The organism is Streptomyces sp. NPDC002265, from assembly GCF_040296125.1.
Classification (GTDB): Bacteria; Actinomycetota; Actinomycetes; order Streptomycetales; family Streptomycetaceae; genus Streptomyces.
The window spans coordinates 1-11,911 of sequence record NZ_JBEOWS010000307.1 but is presented as its reverse complement, the minus strand read 5'-3'; the positions used below and the strand labels follow the sequence as shown (position 1 = coordinate 11,911).

Sequence of the window (11,911 nt, the reverse complement as noted above, 5' to 3'; positions counted from 1 at the left end):
GGGGGGGGGGGGGGGGGGGGGCGCGGCGGGGGGGGCCCCCCCGCGGCCGCGCCCCCCGTCCCGCCGTCCCTCCCCCGCCGTCCCCTCCCCCCACTTGTCCCCACCTCCCGGCGGCACCGCCGATACGTGCGCGACACACACAGCTTCGCCGCAACCGCAGCGGCCGCGGAGGTGTCTGTCATCCCGTGGCCGGGGACATCCGAAGCGGTGATGCGCCGGGCCACGACGGGTCCTGGGGGGATACGGATGAGCGCATGGACGGTTCCCGGATACACCGAGTCGCTGGAGCTCGGCTCCGGTGCCAGCGGCCGCGTCGTGCTGGCCGTGCACCGGGACACCGGCATCGCGGTCGCGGTGAAGTACCTCAGCGAGTCGCTGTACACCCGCCCCGGCTTCGTCAGCGGCTTCCGGGCGGAGGCCCGGCTGCTGGCCGGCCTGGACAGCCCGCACGTCACCGGGCTGTACGAGTACGTCGAGAGCCCCGACGGTGCCGCCATCGTGATGGAACTGGTGGACGGGGTCTCCCTGCGGTCCCTGCTCAAGCGGGAAGGGCCGCTCACACCCGAGGCCGCGCTCGTCGTCCTCAAGGGCTCGCTGCTCGGCCTGGCCGACGCGCACCGGATCGGCGTGGTCCATCGCGACTACAAGCCGGAGAACGTCCTGGTCCTGCCGGACGGCGCGTCGAAGCTGGTCGACTTCGGCATCGCGGTGAGCACGGGCGAGAGCGCCGGTGTGGCCGGGACGCCCTCCTACATGGCTCCGGAACAGTGGACCGGCGCCCCCGCCTCGCCCGCCGGTGACGTGTACGCGGCCACGGCGACCTTCTTCGAATGCCTGACGGGCCGCAAGCCGTACGCGGGCGACAACCTCGCCGAACTCGCACTGCGCCACCTCGACGCGCCCGTCCCCTTCGACGAGGTCCCCGAGTCCGTGCAGTCACTGGTCCGCCAGGGCCTGGCCAAGTCGGCCGCGCAGCGGCCCGCCGACGCCGAGGCCTTCGTCGGCGAACTGGAGGCGGCCGCCGTCCACGCCTTCGGCCCGGACTGGGAGGAGCGCGGCCGCAGCCGGCTCGCCGCGCTCGTGACCCTGCTGGCGCTGCTGCGTCCGTCGGCCCGTACCGGACGGCTGTCCACCACGGACACCGCCCGCACCGCGCTGCGGCGGAGCTGGTTGCGTGCGCCGGGCCGCGGCACCGGGCGAGGACACGTGTGGCGGCCCACGCTCCCTGGCGTCCTCGTGTCCGCCGTCGTCGCGCTCCTGCTCGTCCTGCTGGCCCGCGGCGTACCGTTCGGCGGCGCTCCGGCGGGCGAGCGAGCCACCGGAGCCTGGGCCACGACCAGTGCGGGGCCCGGAACGGATCCCGGGGCGACGCCCGCCGGTGCGTCGGCCGGCCCGTCCGGGTCGGCCGACCCCTCCGGGTCCCCCGGCCCCTCGCCGTCGGGGAGCGAGAGCGCCGCCCCCGGCGGTCCGTCGGCGACGGCCGCTTCGAGCCCGCCGCCGGTGGACCCGCCGACCGGTCCGGCGACGACCACGGCCACGCCGACGACCGCTCCGCCCACGGTGTCCGCCACCCCCAGCACGCCCGCCTCGCCCTCGGCGCCCGCCGCACCGGCCGTGAAGGCGGTCACCCTCTCCGGGTTCCGGCAGACGGGTCCCACCACGGGCACCGCCACGGTCACCGTCACCACGGACGGCACCGGGCCCCTGACCCTGGTGGTCTCCTGGTACACCGGCGCCACGAGCGGTCAGCTCGGCACCCCGGACGGCGCGTCGCAGACCTTCGAGCGCAGCGGTGCGACGCAGTACACGATCGGCGTCGACCACACATTCCAGGGCGGCGGCTGCTACTGGGCCGTACAGGCCACCACAAAGCCCGCGTCCGCCGACGGCGGCGCTTCGCAGCAGCTTCTGACGAGAGGGTGCAGCCTGCGATGACTCCGGACGACGACCGCACCCGGCCCGCGCACTCCGAGGCCCCGTCCACCCCCACCGCTCACGGCACGGGCGGCATACCGAACCCACCGGGACCGCCGGGCACACCGGGCCGACCGGGCGCGCCGGGTCGGCAGGACACGCGCGGCGGACCGGGTGCCCCGGCCGAGTACAGCGCGACCGAACTGGGCAGCCACTGGATCCAGCGGCCCGCGGCGGACACCACGCTCCTCGACGACGCGACCGTCCCGACCACGCCTACGCATCAAACGGCCCCCGATCGCGTGGACGGCACGGTCCTGCGCTTCGGCCCGGGCGTGACCCACGCGACGGCCCGGCGTTCCTCCGGCACCTCCCCGACCCTCCCGGTCGTCGGGCCCGGCCCCGCCCGCACGCGACGGGACCCGCGCCGCCACGCCCTGCCCGCACTGGTGCTGATCGTGGCCATCGCGTTCCTGGCCTGGCAGCGTTCGGGACCGGACGTGGTGCCGGAACGGGTGAGCGTCACCACCCTCACGTCGACCGTCGGGTGCGACGGGACGATGGACGTCGTGGGTGTGATCACCACCAACGGACGGCCGGGCACCCTGTCCTACCGCTGGGTGCGCAACGACGGCACGCGCTCCGACGTCCTGCGCGAGACGGTGCCCGCTGGGCAGGACCAGGCGCGGGTGCATCTGCGCTGGTCGTTCCGGGGGACCGGCACCTACCGGGCGGCGGCGGAACTCCGGGTCCTCTCCCCCGGCGGCACCTCGGGCCGGGGCCCGTCGGCCACCACCTACTTCACGTACGAGTGCGCCTGACGGCCCGGGAAACCCCTCGGTGGAGGGCCGTTCAGAGCTCGCTGTCGATGCCCGTCACGATCGCCTCGCCCAGCGGCGCGTCCTGCTCGCTCAGGCCGCTGTCCTGCAGGGCCCGCGCGACCACCCGTACCGCCTCGGCCTCGGCGCCCGCGCTGTCGGCGGCGTCGACCTCGACCCGGGCGGCGAACATGCCGCCCTCGTCCACCGTCAGCAGACTCAGCTCCTCGTTCTCCCCCAGATCCGTGTTCCTGGGGTCCGAGGGCCGAAGCCTGCGTTCGATACCCGAGCGCAGGCCGTGGGGGACGGCTCGCAGGAACGTGCCGGGAACGGTGATGACGTACGTGGTCACGGTGACTCCCTCTTCGACGGTTCGGCCGGCTCTCGGCGACTGCGCCCGCGCCGAGCCCGCGTCCCGCGTCTGCCCCGAACCCGGCGGTGAATGCACCCGCGAACCACGCGCCACTCTCCGCGCGCCACCACACGCAACCCTACGGTTGCGCCTCGATGACTGATGTGCAACTCTGGAGTTGCACACATGGACGGTGACGACAGAGGAGTCCCTCATGAGCGAGGACCGGATCGAACGCGAGACCCTGATCTCCGCGCCCCTGGAGCGCGTCTGGTCGCTGGTGGCCCAGCCCGGCTTCTGGGTGGCCGACAAGGCGAGCCTGCCCGGCACCGTGGCCAAGGAAGGCGAGTCGATGGTGGCGAAGAACCCCGAGCACGGCGACTTCCCGGTGCGGGTGGAGAAGGTGGAACCGCCGACGTACCTGGCGTACCGCTGGACCAGCGCCTTTCCCGGCGAGGAACTGCGCGAGGACAACAGCACCCTGGTGGAGTTCACCCTCACCCCGGAGGGCGACGGGACGCGGCTGCGCGTCGTCGAGAGCGGCTTCGCGTCCCTGGCCGGGTCCGAGGAACTGCGCGCCCAGAACCTCAAGGACCACACCGCGGGCTGGCCGCTGGAGCTCGACGCGCTGAAGGCGCGCGCCGAACAGCCCTCCGCGTGACGGCGGAGCGCCCCGGCGCCGGCGGCACCGAGGACACCGTCGACGGCGTCCTCGCCGCACTGGCCGACCCGACCCGGCGCCGGCTGCTCGAACTGCTCGCCGCCCGCGGCCAGGCCACCGCCACGTCGCTCGCCGAGCACCTCCCCGTCTCGCGCCAGGCCGTGGTCAAGCACCTCGCCGTGCTGGACGCCGCCGGGCTGGTGCGCGGCGGCCGGGTCGGACGCGAGGTGCGCTACGCGGTACGACCCGACGCGCTCGACACGACGGCCCGGTGGATGGCCTCGCTGGCGGCCGACTGGGACCGGCGGCTGGCCGCCATCAAGGACGCCGCCGAGGCGGCCGAGCACGAACAGGGCCGGCCCGGCCCGGCCGAAGGGAAGTGACCCCGTGGACACGACGGCATTGCGCGACGCCTACGACCGGCTGCTCGACGTGGCGGCCGGCCCCGGCCTCGGCGACGCGGCCGACGGCGGCTGGAACGCCGACCAGATCATGGCCCATCTCCTCAGCGTCGACGCCTCGGTCGCGGCGGTCGCCCTGGGTGTCGTCGCGGGCGCCCGGCCCGCCTTCGACAACCGGGTGTGCCTCGACGCCTGGAACCTCGACCGGATCACCGCCGCACACTCCACCCGCGAGGAGCTGATCGACCACGTCCGCAGCCAGGCGGGACTGCTGTGCGACATCGCCGACCGGCTCGACGCCGGGGCCGCCTCGGTCCTGGTGCCCGCCTTCCTCATGTCCGGCGACACCCTCGTACTCGACCAGCCGGTCCCGCTGGCGGGCCTGATCGACGGTCTCGCCGAGAACCACGTGCCCGGCCACACCCGTCAGCTCCTCGCCCTTCACACCACCGCGGACCCCAGCAGGGCGAGCAACGGAGCCGCGGGCAGCGGGTGACGGGTGTCCCCGTACGGGCCCGTGGTCGTGGTGGCGGTCAGCAGCGAGTCGAGGACGGCCTCCTCCACGGCGTCGAGGACGGCGGCGAACAGCGGGTCGAGGTCGCCGTCGGACAGCACGGCGGGCCCGGCCGGCGCGCCCAGGGGGCGGGTGCCGAGGGCGAGACCGTAGTCGCCGCTGCCATGGCCGTACGAGGCTCCCGCCCTGGCGAGCCCGAAGACCGCGCGCCGGACCAGCCGCGTCAACTGCCGGGCGTCCAGGGGCGCGTCGGTTGCGACGACGACCATGCAGGAACCGTCCTGGGCGCCGGGGTCCACGGCGGGGATCCCGACGTCGGCCGGGGTGACGGTGCGCCCCAGGACGCGCAGCGTGCCACCGAAGTTGGCCTGCACGAGGACCCCGAGAACGGCCTCGCGCCCGGCCGGCCGCACCCGGCGTGAGGAGGTGCCGATGCCCGCCTTGAAGCCGAGGGCGGTCAGCCCGGTGCCCGCCCCCACGCACCCCTCGGCGACCGGTCCGCCCGAGGCGCCGTCCAGTGCGGCCCGGACGTGCTCCTCGCGCACCGGACGCGACCGGATGTCGGACAGGAGTCCGTCGTTGCACTCGCCCACCACCGGGTTCAGGCTGCGTACGCCCGCGCCCTCGGGCCGCTCCAGCATCCAGCCGACCAGGGCGTCCGCGACCCGGAAGGCGGACAGGGTCGAGGTGAGCAGCACCGGGGTCTCGATCGCGCCGAGTTCGGCGATCTGTGTCGTGCCCAGCAGCTTGCCGTAGCCGTTGCCCGCGAACACCCCGGCAGGCAGCGGACGTTGGGGACCCACTCCCTCGGGCACGATCGCCGTGACACCGCTGTGCACCCGGGGCGGGTCCACCAGCGTGGTGTGTCCGACGCGGATGCCGGGCACGTCCGTCAGCGCGTTGTACCGCCCGGTGGGCAGATCGCCTACGCCGATGCCGAGTTCACGGGCTCTGCGGAGAACGGCGGCCGGGGCGGGTCGGGGACGGGCGCGGGTGCGGGCATGACCGGCACGTTATCCGCAGTCCGGGCCCGGCGTCCGCCCGCACCCGCGCCCCGCCCGACGGAGCGACCGACGGCCCCTCCGACGGCCCCCTCCAATGACCCGTCCAACTGCCCGTCCGGTGGCGCCTAGCCCGGCCCTCACACGCACCCGCTCACCGCCGATCCCTTGACCTTCGACGAAGCACAGGCTTAGCGTTCCCGCGTCGACCTGAATTGAAACGATTCAGTCATTTGGTTCCCCACTCTTTCTCCTACTTTGAGGCGCACCATGATTGAAGAGACGCCGCGGCCCGGCGGAATTTCCCGGCGTGTGGCCCTCGCGGCAGGCATAGGGGCGACGGTGCTGGGCGCACTGCCGGGTGTGGCGGCCGCCGTTCCGGCCACCGTGCCGACGGCGGCCGCGGGACCGGCCCCGGACGCCGACTGGTTCGCGAGTCCCCCGCGTTCCGTGCGCCCCAGGTTCCGCTGGTGGTGGCCGGACGGGCTGGTGGACCCGGACGAGGTCGCCCGCGAGATCGACCAGATCGCCGACGCCGGCTTCGGCGGCATGGAGATCGCCGGTGTCCACCACAGCATCAAGGACAAGTCGGTGCTGGACACCGCGTACCACGGCTGGGGCAGCCGGCCCTGGCAGGAGGGCGTGGCGGCGGCCCTGGGCAGAGCCGCCCGGCGCGGGGTGACCATCGACCTGACGCTCGGCCCGAGTTGGCCCGTCGCGGTCCCCGGTGTCGTCCCCGACGACGAGGTGGCCGCACAGGAACTCGCCTACGGACGCGTCTCGTTGGCTGCCGGTGAAACGTATCAAGGCCCGGTGCCCGCCTCCGTGCGCCCGGCCGGGAGCGGAGTCACCCGGCAGCGGCTCGTGGCCGTCCAGGCCGCCCGGGTGAACGCGGCCAACTCCACCCGCAAGGAGACCGGCCTGGACCTGGACAGCGTCCGGGACCTGACCGCGCTGGTCACCGACGGCACGCTGTCCTGGACGGCGCCGGCGGACGGCGACTGGGTGCTGATCTCGTACTGGCAGCGCGGTTCGGCGCAGCAGCCCGAGTCGGGGCCGCACACCTCCCCGGCGGCCTACGTCGTGGACCACTTCAGCGCCGCGGGCACCCGAGCCGTCACGGACCACTGGGACCGGAAGATCCTTACGCCCGAACTGCGGCGGCTGCTGCGGGCCGCGGGCGGAACCTTCTTCGAGGACTCCGTGGAGCTGGAGACCGACGGACTGGTCTGGACGACCGGGCTTGCGGAGGCCTTCGAGGAGCGGACCGGGCGGCCGCTGCTGCCCTGTCTGCCCGCGCTCGTGCTGGACAAGAGCAACCAGGTCTTCGCGTTCGAGGCCCAGGTGACCCGGCAGATCCGGCACGACTTCTGGGGAGCCGTCTCCGAACTGTTCAACCGTCACCACATCACCGCCCTGCGCAACTGGGCGCACTCCCTCGGCATGGGGCTGCGCGCCCAGCCGTACGGTCTCCAGACGGACGCGATCGCCTCGGCCGCCCTGCTCGACATCCCCGAGGGAGAGTCCCTCGGCTTCAAGAACCTCGACGACTACCGCTGTCTGGCGGGCGGCCGGGACATGGCCGGCCACACCGTGCTGTCCTGCGAGGCGGGCGCCTACAACGGATCCGCCTACAGCACCACCTGGGACCGGTTCCTGCGCACCATGGGCGGCGCGTACGCGGCCGGCGTCAACCAGACGAACCTGCACGGCTTCTCCTACGCCACCGCGCCCGGGGTGGCCTGGCCCGGCTTCGCCGCGTTCAGCCCGTACAACGGCGCGGCCGGCTACGGCGAGTCGTGGGGCCCGCGCCAGCCCACCTGGACGCATGTCGCGGACATCTCCGGCTACCTCGGCCGTGTGCACCGCGTCCTGCAGAGCGGCACCGCCCGCGCCGACGTGGCCGTCTTCCGGCAGACCGGCTACACCGCCACCGGGATCGGCGCGTCCTGGTTCACCGCGACCGGCGTCCCGCTGGGCTGGACCCACCAGTTCCTCAGCAGCCCGCTGCTCGACCTGCCCAGCGCCACCGTGCGACAGGGCCGGCTGGCACCCGACGGCCCCGCCTACAAGGCCCTGTTCGTCGAGGGCGACTTCTTCTACGGCTCCACGCCCACCCTGTCCGTCGACGACGCGGGCAGGATCCTCGCGCTGGCCCGGGCCGGGCTGCCGGTCGTCCTGCTCGGCGCCTTCGACCAGGGCCTGACCCCGGGCGTCCCGGCCGACGGCGAGACGGACCGGCTGCGCGAGACCCTGGCCCGGCTCCTCGCCCTGCCGAACGTCGTGCGCGTCACCGACAAGGCGGCCGTCGGGGATGCCCTGGCGGAGCTCGGCATCACCCCCGACGCCCGCTACGCCACCGCCTCCACCCTGCTCAACGCCCGGCGCTCGACGGCGGAGGCGGACTACTACTACTTCTGCAACGGCAAGCACGCCGAGACGGTCAAGCCGCCCGTCGCCGCCATCGACCACGAGGTCACCCTGCGCCGCGACGGTCACGGCGAGACCGTCCCCTACCTCCTCGACCCCTGGACGGGGGACGCCGTGCGGCTCGCCCGGTACACGCGCGACGGCGACGACTTCACCGTACGGATCAAGCTCCAGCCGGGTGAGTCGACGATCATCGCGCTGGGCCGTCCGGGGCTCTTCGGCGACCGGCACGGCGCCCGGCCGCACGTGGTCGCCACCGACGCCGACAGCGTCCTGTTCGCCGAGAAGGGTCTGGCCGTACGGGTGAGCGCGCCCGGCACCTACACCACCCGGCCGGACCGGGGCCGGACCTTCACCACGACGGTCCCGTCCCTGCCGGGCGCCGTCGTCCCCGCCCGGTGGCAGCTGGACGTCGAGGACTGGCGTCCCGGCTCCACCGCGAGCCGCACCGAGGTCGTCGGCGTCTCGGTCGCCCTCGACACGCTCCTGCCGTGGTCGAAGATCCCCGAACTCGCCGACAGCGCGGGCGTCGGGCACTACCGCACCACGGTCGACCTGCCCGCGGGCTGGACCTCCGCGCACGGTGCCCGGCTGGAGCTGGGGCAGGTCAGCGACACCTGCCGGGTCACCGTCAACGGCACCCGGCTGCCTGCCGTCAACCGGCTGAACCCCGTCGTCGACCTCGGCCCCGGTCTGCTGCGGCCCGGCGCCAACCGGATCGAGGTGGAGGTCGCGACACCGCTGATCAACCGTCTGCGGGTGGACCAGCCCGCGGTGTTCGGCGCCGTCGCCCGCCAGGACCACGGCCTGAGCGGTCCCGTCCGGCTGGTCCCCTACCTCCAGACGGACCTGTCCTGACCGCACCGGCCGGGGCGCGCGCCCGCCACGCGCGGCGCCCCGGCCGGACTCCCGGCGCACCCCCTCGGCGAGGGCGGCGGCGGTCCGGTTCCGCTCACTCGCCTGCGGACAGGCTCGGCTCGGGGACGGGTGTCCGGCCGACCACCGCCAGCAGTTCGAGCGGCAGTTCCGTGTCCCCCTGCCCGACGGTGAGCCCGAGCCAGCGGCCGTGGTCCTCGATCGGCCAGACCCGCATGCTCACGGCCAGCTGGCTGAGCAGGTCGAGCGGATCGGGCACCTCGGTCCCCTCGTACCCGGCTATCAGATACGACCACAGGTCGACCTCGTACGGATCGCCCCAGCGTCTCGTGAACTGCGCGCCCAGCGCGTCCAGGCAGGCCCGCAGCTCCTCGTCCGCCCGGTGCCAGGCCTCGCCCCCGTTGTCGTCCCAGAAGTCGTGGCTGGCCCGCAGCACGCGCACATGATGGCCGGGGCCGCCGCTCTCGGTGGCGTCGTCGTGACACGTCGGGGGGAACGGCCGTACGAGCAGCTCGTCGACAGCCGTCAAGCACTCCGTGAGAACCTCGTCGGAACAGCCTCCGGACTCCATGGTGGTCATGAACGCAGGCTAGAAGGCACCACTGACAACGACGCACCGACGACGACGCCGGTCACTCGGCGCCGCGTGCGGTCAGGGCCTTGGTGAGCAGGACGCCGGCCACGATCAGCGCCACGCCCAGCCACCACGCGTCCTCGAAGATCAGGACCGCGATCCCGATCGGCACCAGCAGCCCGGCCAGGGGCAGGAACATCCCGCCCAGCCGCGGCGGGTCCGGGCCCGGAAGGCCCGCCGCGCGCCGGGCGCGCGCCCGTGCGACGTCCGGGTACCAGGCGGTGAAGCGCACGGCCGCCACGATGGCCAGGATCTGGATGATCCATCCGGTCCAGATGTTGTTCGGATCGTGCAGGACCAGGTCGCCGTAGGCGCCCGCGACCGCGGCGACCAGGAACGCCAGCCCCCACGCCCCGGTGATGAGGTAGTTGGTGCGCAGGAACGCGGGCGTGTGCCAGTACTCCGGGTCCACCCGCTCCCGCGCGTACTGGAGCGTGAACGGCGTCCCGCACGCCATGGACCCGAAGGCGATCAGGCACAGGGCGATGTTGGAGACCTCACCGGCGTACGTCTCCAGCCAGCGCCGGGTACCGTCGCTCGCGACGGCGCCGACGACGGCCAGGACGGTGAAGAAGGCGAGGTCGGCGAGCTCCAGCAGCTTCCACGAACTGCCCCGGTCCACGATCCGGCCGGCCGCGACCAGGACGACCGTCGCCGCCAGGGCCAGCACGACCGCGATCTCGAATCTGCCGGGTCCCACCAGCAGCGAGAAGACGATCCACGGCGCCATACCGACGACGGGATTCCCGAGGAATCCGGCGACCGCACCCCCTGCCGTGGCGGGTGCCTCGGGCTTCATCTCTCCAGGGTGCCCGCGCGGGGCCGATCGGGCCATTCGGAGCCCGGCACGGACGGCGGGAGGGGGCGGCGGGACACGCGACGCCGGTCGCCGCGGGCGGCAGGCGGCGCGACCCGCGATACCGGGTCGCCGCAGGCAGCCGATCCCCTGTGCCGCGCGCTCAGGTCCGGGCCGGGACCGGCCGTCTGAACAGATAGACACCCGCCGTCGACACCAGCGCGGCCATGCACACGATGAACACCAGGCCCGCGCCTTCCAGTCCGATCGGTCCCGACAGCACCCCCACGCCGATCACCGGCACCGAGATACCCGCGTACGCCACCACGAACAGGGTCGAGACCACGGACGCGCGCCGGTCCGCGGGAGACGCCTCGGCCACCGCCGACAGCGCCCCGCGGAACGCCAGCCCCTGCCCGCAGCCGCCGACGAGCGCGCTCAGCACCACCAGCGCCAGCAGATCCCAGCGCAGCGCGCCCGCGAGCAGCACGAGCCCGGTGAGCAGGCCCGCGCAGCCCAGGGGCAGCGACCGGCCCACTCCGACCCGGCCGGCGGCCAGTTGTCCGGCCGTCGAGGCGAAGAAGGCCAGCGCGACGACCAGCCCGCTCACCGCGTGGTCGTGCACGTCCAGGGACTCGGCGAGGAACGCCGGACTGACCGCCGTGAACACCCCGAACAGGGCGAACCCCACGAAGGAGGCGGTCGCCGCCGGACCGAACACCGGCCGTACCTGCGCGGGCACGCCGGGCCGTTGCGGTCGTACCGTGCGCAGCGGCCGCCGCTGCGCGACGGTCTCCGGTAGCCACAGCACGACCGCGGCCGAGCAGGCCACCAGGGCGAGATGCACGACGAACGGCAGGTACAGCGGCCAGGCCGCGTACTGGGCGAGGACCCCGGCGAGCAGGGGACCGCAGCCCAGGCCGCCCATGTTGGCTGCCGTCGCCACGAACGTGGCACGGGAGGCTCCGCCGTCCGGGGCCAGTTCGATCACGTAGACCGTGGCGGCCCCGGTGAACAGACCTGCGGACAGCCCGGACAGCAGCCGCCCCACGTAGAGATCACCGAGGCCGGTGGCGGCGAGGAAGAAGACGGCGCTCGCCGCCGCGAAGCCCAGGCCCCACAGCAGTACGGGACGCCGGCCGACGGCGTCGGAGGCGTTGCCCGCCAGCAGCAGCACACCGATGACCGCGAAGGCGTAGACGGCGTACACGACGGTGACCGTCAGCTCGGAGAACCCGAACTTCTCCTGGTAGAGGCCGTACAGCGGAGTCGGCAGTGTGGTGCCGGCCATGCACACGGCGAACACCGCCCCGCCGAGCAAACACGCGCGCCACCCTCGGCGATCACCGCCCATGCCGTCGACAGTAACGGCGCCGGGCCGTGGGCGCTGGCCGAAGCACGGCTTCGCACGACAGCCACCAGCCACGGCTTCACACCGCCGTCGCGGCGTCGCACGGCCGTCGTACGGTGCGGCGACGCGCACCGCATACGAAGAACCCCGCCCCGGATCATCC

At 73.9% G+C, this 11,911-nt stretch carries 11 protein-coding genes; 6 read left to right on the top strand and 5 right to left on the bottom strand.

The features are described from left to right. The first annotated feature begins 246 nt into the window (after window positions 1–246). Window positions 247–1,935 carry a serine/threonine-protein kinase gene (locus tag ABT085_RS36200; protein ID WP_351617959.1) on the top strand — a complete coding sequence of 563 codons (1,689 nt, stop codon included), beginning with the start codon at window positions 247–249 and terminating at the stop codon, window positions 1,933–1,935. Further along, window positions 1,932–2,735: a hypothetical protein gene (locus tag ABT085_RS36195; protein ID WP_351617956.1), complete on the top strand. Its 804-nt coding sequence runs from the start codon at window positions 1,932–1,934 to the stop codon at window positions 2,733–2,735. Before ABT085_RS36200 ends, ABT085_RS36195 begins: the two co-directional genes overlap by 4 nt. 31 nt (window positions 2,736–2,766) lie before the next feature. On the opposite strand, the gene ABT085_RS36190 is transcribed toward ABT085_RS36195, so the two are convergent. Beyond that, window positions 2,767–3,084 carry a hypothetical protein gene (locus tag ABT085_RS36190; protein WP_351617954.1) on the bottom strand — a complete coding sequence of 106 codons (318 nt, stop codon included), beginning with the start codon at window positions 3,082–3,084 and terminating at the stop codon, window positions 2,767–2,769. A gap of 214 nt (window positions 3,085–3,298) precedes the next feature. On the opposite strand from ABT085_RS36190, the gene ABT085_RS36185 reads away from it, so the two are divergent. Genes ABT085_RS36185 through ABT085_RS36175 form a run of 3 tightly spaced genes read left to right on the top strand, consistent with a single transcriptional unit; the run spans window position 3,299 to window position 4,642 of the window. Beyond that, a complete protein-coding gene (locus ABT085_RS36185) occupies window positions 3,299–3,745 on the top strand; it encodes an SRPBCC domain-containing protein (RefSeq protein ID WP_351617951.1) in 447 nt (148 codons plus the stop codon). Continuing rightward, entirely contained in the window at window positions 3,742–4,128 is a 387-nt protein-coding gene (locus ABT085_RS36180; RefSeq protein ID WP_351617948.1) for an ArsR/SmtB family transcription factor, read from the top strand. The genes ABT085_RS36185 and ABT085_RS36180 overlap by 4 nt, the downstream gene beginning before the upstream one ends. A 4-nt stretch (window positions 4,129–4,132) precedes the next feature. Further along, complete coding sequence (locus ABT085_RS36175; RefSeq protein WP_351617945.1) at window positions 4,133–4,642, top strand: hypothetical protein; 510 nt, start codon at window positions 4,133–4,135, stop codon at window positions 4,640–4,642. On the opposite strand, the gene ABT085_RS36170 is transcribed toward ABT085_RS36175, so the two are convergent. Then, window positions 4,588–5,595 carry a P1 family peptidase gene (locus ABT085_RS36170; protein WP_351617962.1) on the bottom strand — a complete coding sequence of 336 codons (1,008 nt, stop codon included), beginning with the start codon at window positions 5,593–5,595 and terminating at the stop codon, window positions 4,588–4,590. The two genes, ABT085_RS36175 and ABT085_RS36170, sit on opposite strands and share 55 nt — an antisense overlap. A gap of 336 nt (window positions 5,596–5,931) precedes the next feature. Between ABT085_RS36170 and ABT085_RS36165 the strand changes: the two genes are divergently transcribed. Then, complete coding sequence (locus tag ABT085_RS36165) at window positions 5,932–8,949, top strand: glycosyl hydrolase (protein WP_351617942.1); 3,018 nt, start codon at window positions 5,932–5,934, stop codon at window positions 8,947–8,949. Window positions 8,950–9,043: 94 nt separating this feature from the next. Here ABT085_RS36165 and ABT085_RS36160 read toward each other — a convergent pair whose 3' ends face one another. The 3 genes from ABT085_RS36160 to ABT085_RS36150 all read right to left on the bottom strand — a co-directional run bounded on the left by ABT085_RS36160 (window position 9,044) and on the right by ABT085_RS36150 (window position 11,751). Continuing rightward, on the bottom strand, window positions 9,044–9,547 hold the full coding sequence (locus ABT085_RS36160; RefSeq protein WP_351617939.1) for a hypothetical protein: 504 nt from the start codon (window positions 9,545–9,547) through the stop codon (window positions 9,044–9,046). A gap of 52 nt (window positions 9,548–9,599) precedes the next feature. Beyond that, a complete protein-coding gene (locus ABT085_RS36155) occupies window positions 9,600–10,400 on the bottom strand; it encodes a hypothetical protein (RefSeq protein ID WP_351617936.1) in 801 nt (266 codons plus the stop codon). 160 nt (window positions 10,401–10,560) lie between these two features. Next, complete coding sequence (locus ABT085_RS36150) at window positions 10,561–11,751, bottom strand: MFS transporter (protein WP_351617927.1); 1,191 nt, start codon at window positions 11,749–11,751, stop codon at window positions 10,561–10,563. Between the last annotated feature and the right edge of the window lie 160 nt (window positions 11,752–11,911).

Coding starts and splice junctions, on each gene's coding strand:
- ABT085_RS36200 (WP_351617959.1), top strand. CDS start 247: ATGAGCGCATGGACGGTTCCCGGATACACCGAGTCGCTGGAGCTCGGC.
- ABT085_RS36195 (WP_351617956.1), top strand. CDS start 1,932: ATGACTCCGGACGACGACCGCACCCGGCCCGCGCACTCCGAGGCCCCG.
- ABT085_RS36185 (WP_351617951.1), top strand. CDS start 3,299: ATGAGCGAGGACCGGATCGAACGCGAGACCCTGATCTCCGCGCCCCTG.
- ABT085_RS36165 (WP_351617942.1), top strand. CDS start 5,932: ATGATTGAAGAGACGCCGCGGCCCGGCGGAATTTCCCGGCGTGTGGCC.
- ABT085_RS36160 (WP_351617939.1), bottom strand. CDS start 9,547: ATGACCACCATGGAGTCCGGAGGCTGTTCCGACGAGGTTCTCACGGAG.
- ABT085_RS36155 (WP_351617936.1), bottom strand. CDS start 10,400: ATGAAGCCCGAGGCACCCGCCACGGCAGGGGGTGCGGTCGCCGGATTC.
- ABT085_RS36150 (WP_351617927.1), bottom strand. CDS start 11,751: ATGGGCGGTGATCGCCGAGGGTGGCGCGCGTGTTTGCTCGGCGGGGCG.